General features: G+C 71.9%; 13 protein-coding genes. 4 read left to right on the forward strand and 9 right to left on the reverse strand.

Annotation, left to right across the window (positions count from 1 at the left end):
• Positions 1–11: 11 nt before the first annotated feature.
• The 6 genes from tsf to dnaE all read right to left on the reverse strand — a co-directional run bounded on the left by tsf (position 12) and on the right by dnaE (position 8103).
• Positions 12–944 (reverse strand): translation elongation factor Ts, encoded by a 933-nt coding sequence (gene tsf, locus AB9M23_RS09440; RefSeq protein WP_372424281.1) that lies wholly within the window; start codon positions 942–944, stop codon positions 12–14.
• 125 nt (positions 945–1069) lie between these two features.
• The gene (locus AB9M23_RS09445; RefSeq protein ID WP_372424282.1) at positions 1070–2113 is read right to left on the reverse strand and encodes a 30S ribosomal protein S2; all 1044 of its coding nucleotides are present in this window, start codon (positions 2111–2113) and stop codon (positions 1070–1072) included.
• A gap of 164 nt (positions 2114–2277) precedes the next feature.
• A complete protein-coding gene (locus AB9M23_RS09450; RefSeq protein ID WP_372424283.1) occupies positions 2278–2811 on the reverse strand; it encodes an MOSC domain-containing protein in 534 nt (177 codons plus the stop codon).
• Between the two features lie 8 nt (positions 2812–2819).
• On the reverse strand, positions 2820–3479 hold the full coding sequence (locus AB9M23_RS09455) for a DUF4276 family protein (RefSeq protein ID WP_372424284.1): 660 nt from the start codon (positions 3477–3479) through the stop codon (positions 2820–2822).
• Positions 3479–4636 (reverse strand): AAA family ATPase, encoded by a 1158-nt coding sequence (locus AB9M23_RS09460; RefSeq protein ID WP_372424285.1) that lies wholly within the window; start codon positions 4634–4636, stop codon positions 3479–3481. The genes AB9M23_RS09455 and AB9M23_RS09460 overlap by 1 nt, the downstream gene beginning before the upstream one ends.
• Positions 4633–8103 (reverse strand): DNA polymerase III subunit alpha, encoded by a 3471-nt coding sequence (gene dnaE / locus AB9M23_RS09465; protein ID WP_372424286.1) that lies wholly within the window; start codon positions 8101–8103, stop codon positions 4633–4635. The genes AB9M23_RS09460 and dnaE overlap by 4 nt, the downstream gene beginning before the upstream one ends.
• A gap of 166 nt (positions 8104–8269) precedes the next feature.
• Here dnaE and AB9M23_RS09470 point away from each other — a divergent pair, with 166 nt between their 5' ends.
• Together AB9M23_RS09470 and AB9M23_RS09475 are read left to right on the forward strand one after the other, a co-directional pair.
• Entirely contained in the window at positions 8270–9502 is a 1233-nt protein-coding gene (locus AB9M23_RS09470; RefSeq protein WP_372424491.1) for a putative DNA modification/repair radical SAM protein, read from the forward strand.
• Positions 9502–10926, forward strand: a complete 1425-nt coding sequence (locus AB9M23_RS09475; RefSeq protein ID WP_372424287.1) for a UdgX family uracil-DNA binding protein — start codon at positions 9502–9504, stop codon at positions 10924–10926. The genes AB9M23_RS09470 and AB9M23_RS09475 overlap by 1 nt, the downstream gene beginning before the upstream one ends.
• A gap of 24 nt (positions 10927–10950) precedes the next feature.
• Here AB9M23_RS09475 and pdeM read toward each other — a convergent pair whose 3' ends face one another.
• Complete coding sequence (gene pdeM, locus AB9M23_RS09480; RefSeq protein WP_372424288.1) at positions 10951–11688, reverse strand: ligase-associated DNA damage response endonuclease PdeM; 738 nt, start codon at positions 11686–11688, stop codon at positions 10951–10953.
• 103 nt (positions 11689–11791) lie between these two features.
• The gene (locus AB9M23_RS09485) at positions 11792–15448 is read right to left on the reverse strand and encodes a sensor domain-containing protein (RefSeq protein ID WP_372424289.1); all 3657 of its coding nucleotides are present in this window, start codon (positions 15446–15448) and stop codon (positions 11792–11794) included.
• Positions 15449–15657: 209 nt separating this feature from the next.
• On the opposite strand from AB9M23_RS09485, the gene AB9M23_RS09490 reads away from it, so the two are divergent.
• Both AB9M23_RS09490 and AB9M23_RS09495 read left to right on the forward strand, forming a co-directional pair.
• Positions 15658–17211, forward strand: a complete 1554-nt coding sequence (locus AB9M23_RS09490) for an alpha/beta hydrolase (RefSeq protein ID WP_372424290.1) — start codon at positions 15658–15660, stop codon at positions 17209–17211.
• A 44-nt stretch (positions 17212–17255) separates the two neighbouring features.
• On the forward strand, positions 17256–18278 hold the full coding sequence (locus AB9M23_RS09495) for an alpha/beta fold hydrolase (protein WP_372424291.1): 1023 nt from the start codon (positions 17256–17258) through the stop codon (positions 18276–18278).
• Between the two features lie 19 nt (positions 18279–18297).
• Here AB9M23_RS09495 and typA read toward each other — a convergent pair whose 3' ends face one another.
• On the reverse strand, positions 18298–20127 hold the full coding sequence (gene typA / locus AB9M23_RS09500) for a translational GTPase TypA (RefSeq protein WP_372424292.1): 1830 nt from the start codon (positions 20125–20127) through the stop codon (positions 18298–18300).
• Positions 20128–20168 lie beyond the last annotated feature (41 nt).

Consider the following 20168-nt stretch of genomic DNA (forward strand, 5'->3'; position numbering starts at 1 on the left):
GGGGACGGCGATCAGGCCTTGACGCCGGCCTGCGCGGCGACCTCGGCCGCGAAGTCGCTCTCTTCCTTCTCGATGCCCTCGCCGAGCGCGTAACGCACGAAGCCGCCGATCGCGATCGGCCCGCCGACCTTGCCCTCGGCCTCCTTGAGCACCTGGGCGACGCTCTTGGAGGGGTCGTGTACGAAGGACTGCTCCAGGAGGGTGACCTCCTTGTAGTAGGACTTCAGGCCGCTCTCGACGATCTTCTGGAGAACGTGGTCGGGCTTGCCGGCGTTCTTGTCGCGCAGGATCGCCGACTCGCGCTCGACCGTCGCCGCATCGACGCCCGACGCGTCGACCGCGACCGGGTTCGTCGCGGCGACGTGCATGGCGATCTGGCGGCCGAGGGTCGCGAGCTCGTCGGTGTTCTCGCCGGCCGACTCGAGCGCGACGACGACGCCGATCTTGCCGAGACCCTCGGCCACCGCGCCGTGGACGTAGGAGGCGACGACGCCCTCGCCGACGCCGACCTTGGCCGTGCGGCGCACGGTCATGTTCTCGCCGATCGTGGCGATCAGCTCCTGGAGCTTCTCGCCGACCGTGCCGCTCGCACCCGGGTAGGAGGCGGCGGTGAGGCCGTCGACGGTGCCGTCGGTGTCGAGGACGAGCTTCGCGGCCTGGGAGACGAAGGCCTGGAACTGCTCGTTACGGGCGACGAAGTCGGTCTCGGAATTGACCTCGACCACGCCGGCGGTCTTGCCGTCGCGCAGCTCGACGGCGACGAGGCCCTCGGCCGCGACGCGACCGGCCTTCTTGGCGGCCTTGGCGAGGCCCTTCTTGCGCAGCCAGTCGACCGCGGCCTCGATGTCGCCGTCGGTCTCGCCGAGCGCGTTCTTGCAGTCCATCATGCCCGCGCCGGTCTTCTCGCGCAGGTCCTTCACCATCGCCGCGGTGATGTTCGCCATGATCTCGGGTCTCCGTCATGAAAGGAGCCCGGCGGTCCGCTTCTCGGCACGCCGGGCTGATGTCGTCACGGGCGCGGCCCCACCGACATCGCAGGAATGCGACGCGGCGATGACGCTCGGGCGGGTTACGCGGCGGCGGCTTCCAGCATGGCGCGCGCCTGGGCGACCCAGCCGTTCTGCGCGATCTTGCCGTTGAGCTTGAGGTCGGCGTCCAGCGCGGCCGCCTCCTCGTCCGTCAGCGCCGCGATCTGCCAGTAGTGGAAGACGCCGCCGTCGTTGAGGGTCTGCTCGAGCTCCGGGCCGACGCCGGTGAGCTTCGAGAGGTCGTCGGGCGCGCCGCGCGGGGCGGCGAGGCGCTCGAACGTGTCCGTCTGCTCGACCGCGAGATCGACCGGCGCCTCGGCCGGGCCGGCGGCGACCTCGGGAAGCTCCTCGACCATCGGGGCCTCGGAGGCGCCGATGTCGATGCCCAGATCCCCCTGCGAGCGGGAGATGCCGTCGAGTGCGGCCCGCGCGATCAGGTCGCAGTAGAGCGCGATGGCGCGGCCGGCGTCGTCGTTGGCCGGGATCGGGTAGGTGATGCCGTCGGGGTCGCAGTTGGTGTCGACGATGGCGGCCACCGGGATGCCGAGGCGCGTCGCCTCCTTCACCGCCAGCTGCTCCTTGTTGGTGTCGATCACGAAGATCAGGTCGGGCACGCCGCCCATGTCCTTGATGCCGCCGAGCGCCCGCTCGAGCTTGTCCTTCTCGCGGGCGAGCATCAGGCGCTCCTTCTTGGTGAGGCCCTGGGCCCCGCCGGCGAGGATCTCGTCGACCTTGCGCAGGCGCGTGATCGAGCCCGAGATGGTCTTCCAGTTCGTCAGCATGCCGCCGAGCCAGCGGGAGTTGACGTAGTACTGGGCCGAGCGCTTGGCGGCGTCCGCCACCGCGTCCTGGGCCTGGCGCTTGGTGCCGACGAGCAGCACGCGGCCGCCGCGGGAGACCGTGTCGCTCACCGCCTGCAGGGCGCGGTAGAACATCGGCACCGTCTGGGCCAGGTCGATGATGTGGATGTTGTTGCGCGTGCCGAAGATGAACGGCAGCATCTTCGGGTTCCAGCGGTGGGACTGGTGGCCGAAGTGCGCGCCGGCCTCGAGGAGCTGGCGCATGGAGGTGTCGGGAAGGGCCATCTGATTCTACTCTCCGGTTCTAGCCTCCGCGGGGCCGCGTTCCGGCTTCGTCAGCCGGCACCGGGTGCGTCGCGCCGTCTGGGCACGACATGGCTCCGCGTGTGGGATGGGCGCGCATATACGGGCTCGGGACGGCGAATGCAAGCGCGGTGGGCGGCGCTCCTTCACCCCCGCGTCGGCGCGAGCGGCCGCACCGCATCCCCCGCCCGGATCGCCCCCTCCCGCTCGACCAACGCGACGAGCCCGCGCTTTCCCTTCGCCGCCTTCACGAACGCGAATTCAAGCTCGCGCCGGCCGTGCGCGGCGGCGAGCTTGCGGCCGGGCTGGCGGCAGGGCGGGTTCGCCTCCGTCACGAACAGGGTCGCGCCCGACGGGAACAGGAGCCGCGTCCCCGGCGGCGTCGCGCCGAGCGCCGGCGCGCCGGAGAGGACGAGGTTCGCGCCGAGGTCGGCGGGGTCGACCTCCTGGATGCCCAGCGCCTCGGCCACCTCCGCCAGTTCCTCCACCGACACGAGCGACACCTGCCGCGTGTTGGCGATCGGCGTGCCGCGCGCGTGCCAGGGCGTGCGCGCATCCGCCTTGCGCACGAGCCCGTGATGGAGATCGCCCGAAAGCCCGCCGAAGACGAGCGCGGCCTCCGGGACGGGGCGGGTGCGGAAGTCGGGGCCGGGGGCGAGGAGGAGGGTGTGGAGGTGCACGGGCGGGCTCAGGCGGGTGCTAGGCGCTCGAGGCGCGCGATCCAGGCGTCGAACCGGGGGCAGGCCGCGCGCATGGGCCCGAGCCCGATGCGCGCGCAGATCGGTGGCGCGTGGCGCAGCTTGGTGCCGCTCGCATAGCGCTGCGGCATGCCCTGCGTCCAGGCCTCCAGCCGCTTCGAGGGCGCGGTCGCCGCGCCGTCGTTCAGGTCCTCGGGGCCACCCAGCGGCGCGAGCGCGCGTTCGATGATGCCGGCGAGGTCGTCGCGGCGGAAATGCCGGGCGACGACGTCCGGCGCGCTCAGGAGAAGCGCCTCGAACTCGTGCCGCTGGACGTAGGGGACGAGATTGGCCGGCGCGCCCAGAGCCTCGTGGATGCGCGCCTCGAGCGCGTCCGCGCTCTCGCCCGGCGCACGGCCGCCGAAGGCGTAAAGGTCGTAGAACGTGGTCACGTGGCCGTCCGGAAATCCGGCGAGGAGCCGCCGGAGCTGGAGGCACACGCGATCGAGGTTCACCCCGCCACCCCGCGCGCGGCTCCCGTCGGCGTTGCGGCCGGTCGCGATCAGGACGGGCTGCGGGAAGACGCCGAGGGCTTCGAGGTGCGGCGCGAGCACGTCCTCGACGAAGCGCTCCTCGGTCTGGCCCTCGACATGGACCGCGAGACGGACCATCAGGGCCGGCCTCCGATGAGGTTCCTCTCCCACATGTCGCCGATGCCGTGGTCGGAAGCCCAGGGCGCGACCTCCGCCTCCGTGAGGCGCCGGAAGGTGGAGGCGTCGTCCACGCGATCGACCATGATCACGTCGCGCCAGCCGAAATGATTGGCGAATGTGGGAGACTGCGTCGCGGCGATGATCTGCACCCGCGGCGCGATCTCGTGCATGAGCGCCGCGAGCTCGGCGAGCGCCGCCGGGTGGAGGCCGAGCTCGGGCTCGTCGAGGACGATGGTGGAGGGCGGGTCGGGCTGCAGCAGCAGCGCCGCGAGCGCGACGAAGCGAAGCGTGCCGTCGGACAGGTCCGACACGTCGAAGAGCGGATCGCGCCCGCGATGGCGCCAGCGCAGGCGGATCGTGTCGGGGTTGAGCGCCTCGGGCCGCAGGACGAAGCCGCCGAAGAAGGGGGCGACGCGACGCAAGGCGTCGCTGACGCCGGTGAGGATGTCCGGGTGCTTCTCCTGGAGATAGTACAGGAAGGCAGCGAGATTGCCGCCGTCCGCATCCAGGCGCTCGGGCTCGGTCAGGCGCGACAGGCTGCGCAGCGGCGCGAACGCCGACGTGTCGTGGAAGTGATAGACGCGCCAGTTCTCGATGGGCTCGTAGATGTAGCGAGGGATTTCGGCTGCGGCATCGGTACGGCGAAGCTGCGTCTCGAACTGTCGGGGTACGCCGATCGAACGCCCGTAACCATGTACGCTGCATTCCTCATTCGCGAAAAAGAGACCGCCGTCCGAGGTAGGCTCGAGCGTCGCAGAATATTCGCTCAGATCTGAGCGGAAGTAGACTCTCAGCTGTGAGGTGTTGCTGGGTCCGAAGAAGAGCACCTTCTCGATCCCGCCCTGCTTCGCGACGTAGTCCTGCAGCTCCTCGCGGGCGAGACGGGCGATGAAGGGAAAGAAGCCGACGAAATTGCTCTTTCCGGCGCCGTTCGGCCCCAACACGATGTTGATATCGGCGAACGGAAGCTCCTCGATCGCGCGGATCGACTTGAACCCCTTCAGGGTGAGCGTCTGGAGCTTCCGGAACTTGTTCTGCATCGAGCCCGTGTCGGCCTGCATGCGCGGCGCAGCCGCCTGTTCCGTCAGGATCGGCGACCCTCCCCCTCCGGTCAACTGATCTCCACCCACTCCACCCCCGGCACCGCCCTGAGCGCCCCCGCGATCTGCGGCGTCGCCAGGTACTTGCCGGGCAGCTTCACCTCCACCTCCTGCTCGCCGCCGTCGAGGATCAGCACGAGGGAGACCTCGCCCTCGCCGCGTGCCTTCAGCCGCTCCTGCACGGAGCGCACCGGTCGCTCGTCGCGCAGGTAGATGCGCATGCCCTTCTGGTGCTTGGCGATGGCCTCGTCGAGCGGCTCCACGGCGTTGATGCGCGCGCGCACGTCCTCGCCCTCGACGCCCGCCTGCACCACGAGCACCACCGCCGAGCCGGGCTCGAGCTGGTCGCGGAAGCGCTGGAGGCCCTCCGAGAAGACGATCGCCTCGAAGTGTCCGGACTGATCGGACAATTGGAGGATGCCCATCTTCGAGCCGGACTTGGTGCGCCGCTCCTGCCGGTCGAGCACGGTCGCGGCGAGGCGCCCGACGCTGGCGCCGGCGCGGACGGAGCGCACGAAGTCGCTCCAGCGCTGGACGCGCAGCTTGCCGAGGAGCTCGGAATATTCGTCGAGCGGATGGCCCGAGAGGAAGAAGCCGACCGCGTCGTACTCGCGCTGCAGGCGGTCGGACGCCGTCCACGGCTCGTGGTCCGGCACGCGCAGCGAGACGTCCGCCGAGGCGAGGCCGCCGAACATGTCGACGATCCCCGTCGTCTCCGCCTCCGCCGCCTGGGCGGCGAGCGACAGCATCGGCTCGATCGCCGCGAAGGCGCGGGCGCGGTCGGGCTCGAGGTCGTCGAAGGCGCCGGCGCCGACGAGGTTCTCCAGGATGCGCTTGTTGACGCTCTTCGGCGGCAAGCGCCGGGCGAGATCGGCGAGGTCCGCGAAGGGCGTGTCGCCCCGCGCGGCGACGATCGCCTCCATCGCCTGCCGGCCCACGCCCTTCACCGCGGCGAGCGCGTAGCGGATGGCGCCGCCCGCCACCGAGAAGCGCACCTGCGAGCGGTTGATCGACGGCGGCTCCACTTTGATGCCCAGCCGCTGCGCCTCCCGGCGGAATTCGGAGAGCTTGTCGGTGTTGTCGATGTCGAGGTTCATGGACGCCGCCAGGAACTCGACCGGATGGTTCGCCTTCACCCAGGCCGTCTGGTACGAGACCACCGCGTAGGCGGCGGCGTGGGACTTGTTGAAGCCGTAGTCGGCGAACTTGGCGAGCAGGTCGAAGATCTCGTCGGCCTTGCCCTCCTCGATGCCGTTCGCCTTGCAGCCGTCGACGAAGCGGACGCGCTGCTTGTCCATCTCCGCCTTGATCTTCTTGCCCATTGCGCGACGCAGGAGGTCGGCGTCGCCGAGCGAGTAGCCGGCGAGCAGCTTGGCCACCTCCATCACCTGCTCCTGGTACACGATGATCCCGAAGGTCTCGCGCAGGATCGGCGCGAGCTTCGGGTGCGGGTACCAGCCGCTTTCGTCCCGGCCTCGGCCGAGCTTGCGCTCGCAATAGACCGGGATGTTGGCCATCGGACCCGGGCGGTAGAGGGCGACGAGCGCGATCAGGTCCTCGATCCGGTCGGCGCGCATCTCGACGAGCGCCTTGCGCATGCCCGCCGATTCCACCTGGAACACGCCCACCGTCTCGCCGCGCCCCAGCATCTCGTAGGTCTTCGGGTCGTCGAGCGGCAGGTTCGAGAGATCGACGGCGACGCCTCGCTCCTTCAGGAGATCGACGGCGTTGCGCAGCACGGTGAGCGTCTTCAGGCCGAGGAAGTCGAACTTCACCAGCCCCGCCTGCTCGACCCACTTCATGTTGTACTGCGTGACCCGCATGCCCGTCTTCGGGTCGCGGTAGAGCGGCACGAGCTCCTGGAGCGGCCGGTCGCCGATGACGACGCCGGCGGCGTGGGTCGAGGCGTGGCGGTGGAGGCCCTCCAGCTTCTGCGCGATGCGCAGGAGCCGCTCGACCACCTCCTCCTGCTCGGCCGCCTCGCGCAGCTTGGGCTCGTCGGCGATGGCCTGCTCGAGCGTGACGGGCTTCGCCGGGTTCTGCGGCACGAGCTTGCAGAGCTTGTCCACCTGCCCGAAGGGCATGGCGAGCGCGCGGCCGACGTCGCGCAGCACGCCGCGGGCGAGCAGCGTGCCGAAGGTGATGATCTGCGCGACCTGGCGCTCGCCGTAGCGCTCCTGCACGTAGCGAATCACGTCCTCGCGGCCGTCGACGCAGAAGTCGATGTCGAAGTCCGGCATCGAGACGCGCTCGGGGTTGAGGAAGCGCTCGAACAGCAGGCCGAAGCGCAGCGGGTCGATGTCGGTGACGGTGAGCGACCAGGCCACCAGCGAGCCCGCGCCCGAGCCGCGGCCCGGGCCGACGGGGATGTCGTGGTCCTTGGCCCACTTGATGAAGTCGGCGACGATGAGGAAGTAGCCGGGGAACTTCATCCGCCGGATGATGCCGAGTTCGAAGGCGAGCCGGTCGTGATACTCCTGCTCCGTCGTCCCCGGCGCCGGGCCATGGGCCTTCAGCCGCGCAGCGAGCCCCTCCTGCGCCTGGCGCTCGAGCTCGAGCCCCTCCGCCTCCTCGCCGTCGACGCCCTCGGCGTCCGCGGTGAAGCGCGGCAGGATGGGCTTCACCGTCGTCACGCGGTAGGCGCAGCGCATCGCGACGTCGACGGTGTTGGAGAGCGCGTCCGGCAGGTCGGCGAAGAGCGCGGCCATCTCGGCGCGGGTCTTGAAGCGGTGCTCGGGCGAGAGCCGGCGCCGGTCGGTGTTGGCGACGACCTGGCCCTCGGCCACCGCGAGCAGCGCGTCATGCGCCTCGTAGTCGTTTTCCTTCGCGAAGAAGGGCTCGTTCGTCGCCACCAGCGGTAGCCCGCGCTCGTCGGCGAGCGCGATCAGCGCGCCCTCCACCGCGCGCTCCTCCTCGAGCCCGTGGCGCTGGATCTCGACATAGAGACGGTCGCCGTAGATCGCCTCCAGCGCGGAGAGCCGCGCGGCGGCCAGCTCCGGCCGGCCCGTCGCGAAGGCGCGGTCGAGCGGCCCGCCGAGCCCGCCGGTGAGCGCGATCACGCCCTCGGCATGCTCCGCGAGCGCGGCGAGCGACACCTGCGGGCTGCCGCCGAGCTGGACGTCGAAATAGCCGCGCGTGACGAGGCGCATCAGGTTGCGGTAGCCCTCCTCGCTCTGCGCCAAGAGCACGAGGTTGGCGAGCCCCGCCGCGGCCGCTGCCGGCCCCTGCCGCTGCCCCGGATCGGGCGTCTCGAAGCAGGTGGTGATCTGCACGCCCGCGATCGGCTGGATGCCCGAGCCCGACAGTTTCTCGGAGAATTCCAGCGCGCCGAAGAGGTTGTTCGTGTCGGTCAGCGCCAGCGCCGGCTGGCGATCGGCCAGTGCCAGCTTGGCGAGCGCGCCGATCTGCAGCGCGCCCTCGAGGAGGGAGTAGGAGGAGTGGACGTGGAGATGGACGAAGCCGGGGTCCTTGATGATCGCCATGGCCCCTCGCCCTCCAGTCCCGATCCGCCGCGCCGTTCCTTATCCGTTTTGGCCGCGCGCCTGTCGAGGGGTGGGGCGTCGCGGGCTGTGGATGGCCGTCGACGCGTGCCCCCCGCGACATCCTACCCCCTTGAACGAACCGAGAACCCGGCGCATTCTCCCCCACATGGTGCCCGCCCTGTCCCGCAAGCTGCGCGTCCTCGCCGACGCGGCCAAGTACGACGCGTCCTGCGCGTCCTCGAGTGCGCCCAGGCGCACGTCCCGCACGGACGGGCTGGGGTCGACGGGGGGCAGCGGGATTTGCCACGCCTACACGCCGGACGGGCGCTGCGTGAGCCTGTTGAAGATCCTGCTGACGAACTGGTGCCTCTACGATTGCGTCTACTGTGTCAACCGGCGCTCGTCCAATGTCGAGCGGGCGCGGTTCACGGTCGAGGAGGTGGTCGACCTGACGCTCAACTTCTACAAGCGCAACTACATCGAGGGGCTGTTCCTCTCCTCGGGCATCGTCAAGAACGCCGACCATACGATGGAGCAGATGGTGCGCGTGGCGAAGACGCTGCGCGAGGTGCACGGCTTTCGCGGCTACATCCACCTCAAGACCATCCCCGAGGCGAGCCCCTTCCTGATCGAGGAGGCGGGGCTCTACGCCGACCGGCTGTCGATCAATATCGAGCTGCCGCAGCGCGAAAGCCTGAAGACGCTCGCGCCCGAGAAGGACGACGCCACCATCCGCGGCGCCATGGGCCGCATGAAGGAGCGCATCGTCGAGGCGAAGGCCGAGCGCAAGACGACGCGCACGGCGCGCCGCTTCTCGCCCGCAGGCCAGTCGACGCAGATGATCGTCGGCGCCGACGCCGCGACCGACACCGACGTGCTGCGCACCTCGACCGCGCTCTATTCCGGCTACGCGCTGCGGCGCGTCTACTATTCCGCCTTCTCGCCGATCCCCGATTCGAGCCGGCTCCTGCCGCTGAAGCCGCCGCCGCTCCAACGGGAGAACCGGCTCTACCAGGCGGACTGGCTCTTGCGCTTCTACGGCTTCGACGTCGACGAGATCGCGGCCGGCGCGACCGCCGGCATGCTCGACCTCGAGGTGGACCCCAAGCTCGCCTGGGCGCTGAAGCACCGCGAGCGCTTCCCGGTCGACGTCAACCGCGCCGACCGGGAACTGCTGCTGCGGGTGCCCGGGCTCGGGGTCAAGGCGGTGGACAAGATCCTCGTCGCGCGCCGCCACCGCCGGCTCGCCCTCGACGACGTCGCGCGGCTCGCGGGCTCGGTGAAGCGCGCGCGCGCCTTCCTCGTCGCGAGCGACCACACGCCGGGCGCGTTGCTCGACCGCCTCGACCTCAGGGCCGCGCTCGTGCAGCGCCCCGCCGAGCAGCTCACCCTGTTCTGATGCGCCGCGTCATCCTCGCACCCGGGGCCGATCTCGACGGGTTTCGCCGCGCCGCCCGCGCGCTCGTCACGGAGAGCGTGGCGCCCGACGACGTCGTGTTCGAGGACGATGGCACGGCGAGCCTGCTGCCGGAGGCGCAGATCGCCGAGGCGCCGCCGCTCGCTTTGCCGAAGACCGTGCCGCCGATCGTGAAGGACGTCGCGATGCACCGCGATCCCGAGCGCTGGGCGCTGCTCTACGCGCTGATCTGGCGCGTCGCGAACGGCGAGCGGCGGCTGCCGGAGATCGTCGCCGATCCGCTGATGCACCGGCTGCACATCATGCGCCGCAACATCGGCCGCGACATCCACAAGATGCACGCCTTCGTGCGCTTCCGGAAAGTCGAGGGCGCCGAGCCCGAGCGCTTCGCCGCCTGGTTCGAGCCCGAGCATCACATCCTGCGCGCGGTGGGCCCCTTCTTCCGCGACCGCTTCGGCGCGATGCTCTGGTCGATCCACACGCCCGACGGCTCGATCCTGTGGGACCGTGAGCGGCTCGCCTACGGCCCGCCCGGCCGCCCGGAGGACGCGCCCGCGCACGACGGGTTCGAGGAGGGCTGGCGGGAGTATTACGGCGCGATCTTCAACCCGGCGCGGGTCAACCCGACCGCGATGCGCGCCGAGATGCCGAAGAAGTACTGGAAGAACCTGCCCGAGGCCGAGCTCATCCCCGATCTCGTCCGCGGGGCGGCCTCGCGCGTTGGCGGCATGATGGACCGGGAGCCCACCAGGCCCACGAAACGCGAGCCCCGCGCCGCCCTCGCGGCGCTCGACGCCGGCGCGCGCCCCCGCACGCTCGACGAACTCGCGGCGATGATCCGCGCCTACGAGCCGCCGCAGGACTTCTCGCCCAAGGCCGTGATCGGCGAGGGGCCGGTCGCGCCGCTGATCGCCTTCGTCGGCGAGCAGCCCGGCGACGTCGAGGACCTGGAGGGCCGCCCCTTCGTCGGCCCGGCGGGACGGCTCCTGGCGAAGGCGCTGGGCGAGGTCGGGATCGACCGGGACGCCTGCTATGTCACGAACGCGGTCAAGCACTTCAAGTTCGTGGCGCGCGGCAAGCGCCGCATCCACCAGAAGCCCTCGCTCGGCGAGATCAAGCATTACCGCTGGTGGCTGATGGAGGAGCTCACCCTGGTGCGCCCGCGCCTCACGGTCGCGCTGGGCGCCACCGCGCTCACCGCGCTCGCGGGCGAGGCGATGCCGCTGATGCGGTCGCGCGGCCCAGCCCGCTTCGAGACAAACGGCCTGGTCCTGCCGGGCTTCGTCACCGTCCACCCCTCCTGGCTGCTGCGCCTGCCCGACGAGGACGCGAAGGCGGCGGGCTACGAGAGCTTCCTGCGGGACCTCGCCGCCGCGAAGGACGAGGCGCAGCGGCTGGCCGGGTGAGGGCCGATGCCCCCGCTACGCGGATCAATCCCCGCACAGCGCCCGAGAGGAGACCGTGTAGAGTCGCTCGCGCCCGGCCACCCGGGCTGTGAAGCCGTTGGGGAAGAGCGGCGCGAAGGCCGCGTCGCAGACGTTGAGCCCGCCCGCATAGGCGCCGAAGGCCGGCATCACCAGCCGCCTGCCGTCGTGCACGAAGCAGCGTGCGCGCACGGCGCGCCCGCGCAGGCGCACCTTGGCGACGGGGTGGAGATGGCCGCAGATCTCCGGCTCGGAGCCCGGCTCGCTCCGCGGCTCGTGGCGCAGCGCGACGCCGTCGAGCGCGACCGTGTCCGCCACCTCGCCCCCGAGCGTGGCGGGCAGCGCGGGATCGTGGTTGCCGGTGAGCCAGAGCCAGTCGCGCCCCGCCTGGAGCGCCGCGAGCGCCCCGCGCGCGTCGGCGTCGAGGCGGGCGGGTCCGTCGGGGTCGTGGAAGCTGTCGCCGAGCGCGATCACCCGCGCCGGATGGTGCGCCGCGACGGGGGCAGCGAGGCGCGCGAGCGTCTCGCGCGTGTCGTAGGGCGGCAGCAGGAATCCGCGGCGGGCGCGCGAGGAGCCCTTCTCGAGGTGCAGGTCGGCGACGAGCAGCGTGCGGTGGTCCGGCAGCCAGGCGACGCCGTCCCGGTCGAGCACGAGCACGAGCCGCCCGAGCGCGATCTCGACCGCGCCGACATCCGCCCGGCCGCTCTCGACCTCGACCTCGCCCGCCCGTGCCGCCGCCGTCACCCGCGCCTCGCCGTTCGCTTCCCGTTCCCACGAGCTATGGACGATTCGGCGGCGCCTGGCGAGGGGTGCGCATGCGCGCGGGGGCGGGACCGGCTGTCGCGGCTCAGGCGATCCGGCGCGGAACCGACGCGGAGTCTCGGGCGCTCTCCCCGCCTTCCGGGGCGAGATCGAACGCGGCGAGCGGCAGCTGCTCCAGGGGGACGGGCCGCGAGAACAGGTAGCCCTGCGCGAGGTCGCAGCCGGCGGCGCGCAGCATCGTCGCCTGCGTCTCGGTCTCGACGCCCTCGGCCGTGCAGACCATGTCGAGGCTGCGTGCGAGCGCGATGATCGAGCAGACGATCGCCGCGCAGTCCTCGCGCTCGACGAAGTCGTTGACGAAGGACTTGTCGATCTTGATCTTGTCGAAGGGGAACATGCGCAGGTAGCTGAGCGACGAGTAGCCGGTACCGAAGTCGTCGAGCGAGATGCGCACGCCGAGCGCCTTCACCCGCCGCAGGTCCGCGAGCAGCGCCTGGTCGTCGTCGAGGAGCACGGTCTCCGTCACCTCGAGCTCCAGCCGCTCGGGCGCGAGGCCCGTCTCCTCGAGCGCGGCGAGGACGACGTCGAGGAGCCCGCGGTTGCGCAGCTGCGCGGGCGAGACGTTGACCGCGAGGCTGACGTGGTCGGGAAGCGCCCGGGCTTGCCGGCAGGCCTCCGCGATCACCCAGTCTCCCACGGGCGTGATGAGACCGGTTTCCTCGAGCAGCGGGATGAACACCGAGGGCGAGACCATGCCGCGGTCGGGATGCCGCCAGCGCAGCAGGGTCTCGACGCCCACGGGCTCCCGGCTCGCGATGTCGACGATCGGCTGGAAGTGGAGCGCGAGCTGCCCGCGACCCATGGCCTCCCGCAGGTCCCGGATGAGTTCGCGCCGCGCCCGGGCGGCGGCGTCGAGGTCCCCGTCGAAGATGCGCCAGCCGTTGCGGCCGTCGGCCTTGACCCGATACAGCGCGGTGTCGGCGTTGCGCAGGAGTTCGTCGACCTCGCGGCCGTGGGCCGGGGCGAGCGCGACGCCGATGCTCGCGCCCACGACGATCTGGCGTCCCTCGATGGAGAACGGCTCGGTCAGGGTCTCGAGCAGGCGGCGCGCCAGTGCCTCGCAGGCCTCGCGCTCGCAGCCCTGCTCCCGTCCGCGCCCGCGGGCGAGCACCGCGAACTCGTCCCCGCCGAGCCGTGCGACGAGGTCCTCCTGGCGCACGTGGGCGCGCATCCGCTCGGCGACCTCGACGAGGAGCGCGTCGCCGATCGCGTGCCCGAACGTGTCGTTGACGGACTTGAAGCGATCGAGGTCGATCAGCAGGACGCCGAAGGGCGTGGCGCACTCGGAGTGCAGCGTCTCGTCGATGCGCGCCTTCAGCGAGGCGCGGTTGGCGAGACCGGTGAGCACGTCGTGATGGGCGGCGTGGCTGATTCGGGCGGCGACCTGCTCGCGCTCCGTCACGTCCTCGTGCGTGGTGACCCAGCCGCCGCCGGGGATCGGCGCGTTGCTCTGGGCGATGAGTCGCCCGCCGCGGGTGCGCACGGTCGCGCGGGTCTCCTCTCCAGCCGCCACGCGCTCCAGGAAATCGGGCACCGCACGCGCGATGTCTCCATCGAAGGAGCCCGCGGCGCGGCGCAACTCCAGCACCTCCGTGAGGTGCATGCCGTAGCGCAGCGAGCGGGGGTCGAGCTCCATCAGCTCGAGATAGCGGTCGTTCCAGATCACGAGCCGCCCGGCGGCGTCGTACATGGTCAGGCCCTGGATCATGTGCGCCAGCGTCAGCTGCAGCTCGCGCGCCCGCTCGGAGGCCTCGCGGCTGGCGTCGACGAGCTGGGCCATGGCGAGGCGCCGCTCGCTGACGTCCGTGCCCACGCCGCGATAGCCGCGGAACGCGCCGTCCGGGCCGAAGACCGGGTCTCCGCTCACCCGGAACCAACGCGTCACCACGCCGTCCTCGACCTTGTATTCGAGGTCGCGGAAGGGCTCGCGGCGGGCGAGCACGGCGAGGTGCTCCTCCCAGGTCGTGTTCTCGAGCACGATGGGCAGGTCGCGCCGGGTCTTGCCGATCAGCTCGGCCCGGTCCTTCCAGAGGCCGTTGATCTCCTGCGAAAAGTGGGTGAAGCGCAGGCCCGCGTCCTGCTCCCAGAACCAGTCCGAGCCCATCACCGTGAGCGAGCGGAAGCGCTCCTCGCTCTCGGCGAGCGCCGCCTCCGCCTCGCGCCGCTCGGTGATGTCGAGATGGAGCCCCGAGAGGCGCGTCGCCGTGCCGTCCTGCCCGCGGGCCACGACGCGCCCGACGGCGAGGATCCAGCGCCAGCCTCCGTCTGCGGCGCGCATGCGGAACTCGGCGCGATAGTCCGGCGCCTCGCCACGCATGTGCGCCGCGAGGCGCTCGCGCGCGTGGGCGATGTCGCCGGGATGCACGAGCGCGACCCAGGACGCCGCCGCCTCCGGCACGTCTCCGGGCTCGTATCCGAGCATGGTCCACCAAGATTCGTTGTACCAACTCTCGTCGCTGCCCGGGATCCAGTCCCACAGCCCGATATTGGCGCCCTCGGTGGCGATGGCGAGGCGCTGCTGGGCGGCCTCGTAGCGCTCGCGGGCGAGGACGCCGTCGGTGACGTCCTGCACGGCGGAGGCGATCGCGGAGATCCGCCCCTCGCCACGCCCCTCGCCACGTCCCTCGCCACGTCCCTCGCCACGTCCCTCCTCGCGGATCGCCTGCCCGAAGCAGCGCATCCGGCGCGCGCCGGTCTCGGCGATCGTGGTCAGCTCGACGTCCCAGCCCTCCCCCGTCTCCCGCGCCAGCGCCACCAGCGCTTCCAGCCGCTCGGCCGAGGCCGGCTCGAACAGCGCGAGCGTGCCCGCGAAGGTCTCCGGAACGTCCTCGGGAATGCGCAGCACGTCGCGCAGGCGCGGCGACCAGCGCACGCCGCCCGACGGGCAGTCGATGTGCCAGGGCGCGACCTGTGCCATGCGCGACATCACCGTGAGTTCCTCGGCGGCGGCCTGGAGCTCGCAGGACGCGCCGCGCAATTCTCGGTTCTGCCTATGGAGCATGAACAGGGCCGGAAACAGGCCGAAGACGATGAGACAGGCCAGCAGCGTGGCGGCGGCGCCCTCGAGCATCGCCTGCTGGGCATGGCCGCGCACCTGCTCGGCCTGCGTGACGGCACCGACCTCGGTCGCGAAGGCGACGGTGGCGGCGAGGATCGCGTCGGTGGTCTCGACGAGCGCCGCGAGCGCGTCCTCCCCGCGCGCGACTGCACCCGCCCTCTCCTCGACCCGCTCGACGAGGGCGACGAAGTCGGCGAAGGCGGGGTCCAGCGCTTCCCGGTTCGGCATGGCCTCGAGCCGCACGCGCAGGCCGGCGAGCGCCTCCGCCTGGACCGCGAGCGCACGGGCCAGCGCACCGAGCGCGGCGTCCCGGTCCGCGACCGCCGGGAAGGCGGCGGCGCGCAGCCCCACGTCCTTGGCGAGGGCGGCCTGGAGTCCGATCGCGTCGACGAGCCCCGCCATGGCGCCCGTCGCCCGCTCCTCCGCGCCCCGCAGCGCCTCCGCACGGGCGAAGAGGACGAGCACGCAGATCGCAACGAGCATGCCGAGGAGGCTGAGGGCGGCGGGCAGGAGCCGGCGCGCCTGCGGCCGAGCCCCCTCGGCTCCCCGTCCGCCGCCGTCCGCGCGCGCGCCGCCGGCCGGGGCATCCGCGGCGTCGAGGCGGTGTGGCGGGGGCGGCGTCATCGCGGGCTCCGATCCGCCGCGTCACGACCCGAGGGCGCGAGCGGCATCGGGAAGACTACGAGGCACCGGTAAACGAGTGCATAAGTCGGCGTACATTGACCGAAAATTGCTCTCGCTCGTCCGTGCACCCGAGCGACGGGGGCGTTGCGCGGGCGCGCGCGGCCTGCGAGGCTCGGATCCGGATCGCGCATCGGGGGGAACGGCGGCGCATGACGGGCGGAGGAACACGCACCCTGGTCGACGGGGCGCTCGCCCTCGTCGCGGCGCTGGCGATCGGGTTCGCCCTGTGGCGGCTCGAGGCGGCGACGCGGCCGCTCGCCGTCGAGCGCGTGGCGATCGGTCACATCCCGGCGAGCGTCCATCGTCCCCCCGGGGAGTCTCTCGGGCCGGCGGTGGTGATCGCCCACGGCTTCGCCGGCTCGCGCCAGCTGATGCAGGCCTTCGCGGTCACGCTCGCGCGCAACGGCTACGTCGCCGTCTCCTTCGACTTCGCCGGCCACGGCCGCAATCCGCGCCCGCTCGCCGGCTCGATCGTCGAGGAGGACGGCGCCACGCGCACGCTCGTCGCCGAGACGATCGCGGTCGCGCAGGCGGCGCGGGCGCTCGGGGACGGGCGCCTCGCCCTCGTCGGGCATTCCATGGCCTCCGACATCGTCGTGCGCGCGGCCGCCGAGTTGCCGGCGGTCGAGTCCGTGGTCGCCGTCTCGATGTTCTCGCCGGCGGTGACAGCGGACGCGCCGGCGAACCTGCTCGTGGTCGTGGGCGGGCTCGAGGCCGGCCTGCGGGAGGAGGCGCTGCGCGCGGTCGGCCTCGCGACCGACGCGGCGGCGCGAGGGAGCGCCGCGCAGGAGGGCGTCACCTACGGCGACCCCGCGTCCGGCACGGCGCGGCGCGCCGTCTTCGCCGACGGCGTCGAGCATGTCGGCGTGCTCTATGCGCGCGAGACGCTGGCGGAGACCGTCGCCTGGCTCGACGCGACCTTCGGGATCACCCGCGACGCGCCCCCCTTCGTCGATCGGCGCGGCCCGCTGATCCTGCTGCTGCTCGCCGGCGCCGTGCTCGCGGCGCGGCCGCTCTCGCGCCTCCTGCCGCGGGTGTCCCCGCGACCCGCGGGCGCCGGGCTGCCCTGGCGGCGGCTGTGGATCGTCCTCCTCGTGCCGGCGCTCGCGACGCCGCTTCTGCTGCGCCTCCTGCCGACGAGCTTCCTGCCGGTGCTCGTCGCGGACTATCTCGCGGCGCATTTCCTCGCCTACGGCCTGATCACCGCCGCCTGCCTCGTCCTCGCGCGGCGGCGCGGCTGGAGCGTGCCGCCGCCGCCCCTCGATCGAGGCCGGCTCGCGATCGCCGCCGCGGGAGCCGTGGCCTTCGGTTTCGTCGCCATCGTCTGGCCGCTCGACACCTACGTGACGAGCTTCCTGCCGGGCGCGGACCGGCTCCCCCTCGCCGCGATCATGCTCGCGGGCACCCTGCCCTTCTTCCTCGCCGACGAATGGGCGACCCGCGGCGCCGGCGCGGCACGCCTGGGCTACCCGGCGGCGAAGCTCGCCTTCGTGCTCTCGCTGGCGCTGGCCGTTGCGCTCGACTTCGAGCGGCTGTTCTTCCTCGTGATCATCGTGCCCGTGATCGCGGCCTTCCTCCTCGTCTACGGGCTCTTCAGCCGCTGGGCGTACCGTGCGACGCTCCACCCGGCGGTCGCGGGTGTCGCCAACGCGGTGGCCTTCGCCTGGGCGCTCGGCGTCACCTTCCCGCTGCTCGCGGGGTGACGCCTCTCCCCTCGCGCGCCCGGATGGCGTAGGGTCGCCGCGCCATGAAGCTCGTGCCCACCGCCGCCAATCCCGAGCCCGCCGGCGCCGTCGTCGGGCGCATCGTCGCGCGCGACGGCGCACCCTTGCGCGTCGCGCGCTGGCCCGCGCGCAGCGCGCGCCCGCGCGGCACCGTCGCGATCTTCCAGGGACGCGCCGAGTTCATCGAGAAGTACTTCGAGACGATCGAGGACCTGCTCGCGCGCGGCTTCTGCGTCGTCGCCTTCGACTGGCGCGGCCAGGGCGGCTCCGAGCGGATGCTGGCGGACCCGCGCAAGGGCCATGTCGGCCGCTTCGGCCTCTACGCGCGCGACGTCGAAGCGATCGCCGCGCAGGTGCTGGCGCGGGACTGCCCGCGCCCGCACGCGGTGCTCGCCCATTCGATGGGGGCCGCGATCGCGCTCGATCTCGCCCGCCGCGGCCGGCTGCCGGCGGAGCGGATCGTGGCGCTCGCTCCGATGATCGCGCTCGCGCCGGTGCGCCGCCCGCGCCTCGCGCACGCGGGAGCGACGCTGTTCTGGCTGATGGGGCTCGGCGGCTCGTTCGTGCCGGGCGGGGGCGAGACCTCGATGGCGACGAAGCCCTTCGCCGAGAACCTGCTCACGTCGGATCGCCTGCGCTACGCCCGCAACGCCGACGCCGCCGCGGCGCTGAAGGACGGCGCCATCGGCGACCCGACGATCGCCTGGGCCCGCGGCGCCTTCGCCTTGATGTGCCGCCTCCAGGAGCCGCGGGCGGCGCTCGAGATCCGCATCCCGACCCTGGTGCTGGCCGCGGGCGCCGACCGCCTCGTCTCGACGCCGGCCGTCGAGCGCTTCGCCGCGCGGCTGAAGACGGGCAACGCCATCGTCGTCCCCGGCGCCCGCCACGAACTGCTGACCGAGGTGGACGCGATCCGCGCGCCGGTGATGGCGGCGATCGACGCGTTCCTGCCGGGTGGGGAGGGTGCGGGGACGGAGGACGCGAGCGCGGCCACGCCCGTAGCCGCGCAGCGGCCGGCCGTCGCGCAGACCGCACCGACCGCGTGAATCCGCGCCGCGCCTCACCTCACCCCGCGAGCGCTTCCTTCTGCTTGCTCGCGCGCTTGCGCTCGTTGGGGTCGAGGATGGCCTTGCGCAGGCGGATGTTCTTGGGCGTGACCTCGACGAGCTCGTCGTCCTGGATCCAGGCGAGCGAGCGCTCGAGCGTCATGCGGATCGGCGGGGTGAGGCGCACCGCCTCGTCCTTGCCGGTCGAGCGCACGTTGGAGAGCTTCTTGCCCTTGAGGACGTTGACCTCGAGGTCGTTGTCGCGGGTGTGGATGCCGATGATCATGCCCTGGTAGACCTTGGCGCCGGGCTCGATCACCATCGGGCCGCGATCCTCCAGGTTCCACATGGCGTAGGCCACGGCCTCGCCCGCCTCGTTGGCGATCAGCACGCCGTTGACGCGCCCCGGCAGCTCGCCCTTGTAGGGCTCGTAGGCCTTGAACAGGCGGTTCATGATCGCCGTGCCGCGGGTGTCGGTCAGCAGTTCCGACTGGTAGCCGATCAGGCCGCGGGTCGGGGCGTGGAAGACGAGCCGCTGGCGGTTGCCGCCCGACGGCTTCATCTCGATCATGTCGCCCTTGCGCTCGGACATCTTCTGCACGACGACGCCCGCGTGCTCCTCGTCGACATCGATCACGACCTCCTCGACCGGCTCGAGCGTCTCGCCGGTCGTCTCGTCCTTCATGTAGACGACGCGCGGGCGCGACACGGCGAGCTCGAAGCCCTCGCGGCGCATGGTCTCGATGAGGATCGCGAGCTGGAGCTCGCCGCGGCCGGAGACGTAGAACGAGTCCTTGTCGGCGCTCTCCTCGATCTTGAGCGTGACGTTGCCCTCGGCCTCCTTCATCAGGCGGTCGCGGATCATGCGGCTCGTGACCTTGTCGCCCTCGGTGCCCGCGAGCGGGCTGTCGTTGACGATGAAGGACATCGTCACGGTCGGCGGGTCGATCGGCTGCGCCTGGATCGGCGTCTCGACGGAGAGGTCGCAGAACGTGTCGGCGACCGAGCCCTTCGAGAGGCCCGCGATCGAGACGATGTCGCCCGCCTCGCCCTGCTCGATCGGCTGGCGCTCGATGCCGCGGAAGGCGAGGATCTTCGAGACGCGGCCCTGCTCGACGACGTTGCCCTTGCGGTCGAGCACCTTGATCGTCTGGTTCGGCTTGACGACGCCCGACGCGATGCGCCCCGTGACGATACGCCCCAGGAAGGGATTGGCCTCGAGCAGGGTGCCGAGCATGCGGAACGGGCCGGGATCGGTGTCCGCCGGCGGCACGTGCTCGAGAACGAGGTCGAACAGCGGCGCGAGGCCCTGGTCCTGCGGGCCCTCCGGGGCGGCGGCCATCCAGCCGTCGCGGCCCGAGCCGTAGAGGATCGGGAAGTCGAGCTGCTCGTCGGTGGCGTCGAGCGCGGCGAAGAGGTCGAAGACCTCGTTGATCACCTCCACGTGGCGCGCGTCCGGCCGGTCGATCTTGTTGATGGCGACGATGGGCTTGAGCCCGATCTTCAGCGCCTTCGAGACCACGAACTTGGTCTGCGGCATCGGCCCCTCGGCGGCGTCGACGAGCACGATCGCGCCGTCCACCATGGAGAGGATGCGCTCCACCTCGCCGCCGAAGTCGGCGTGGCCGGGCGTGTCCACGATGTTGATGCGCACGTCCTTCCAGACGACCGATGTCGCCTTGGCGAGGATGGTGATGCCGCGCTCCTTCTCGAGGTCGTTGGAATCCATCACGCGCTCGGCGACGCGCTGGTTCTCGCGAAACGCCCCCGACTGCGAGAGGAGCTTGTCGACGAGCGTGGTCTTGCCGTGGTCGACGTGGGCGATGATCGCGATGTTGCGCAGCTGCATGGTCTCTTCCGAATGGGAGCCGCCTTCCGGGCGCGCCGGTA

The sequence above is a fragment of the Salinarimonas chemoclinalis genome, from assembly GCF_041514305.1.
Taxonomy (GTDB): Bacteria; Pseudomonadota; Alphaproteobacteria; order Rhizobiales; family Beijerinckiaceae; genus Salinarimonas; species Salinarimonas chemoclinalis.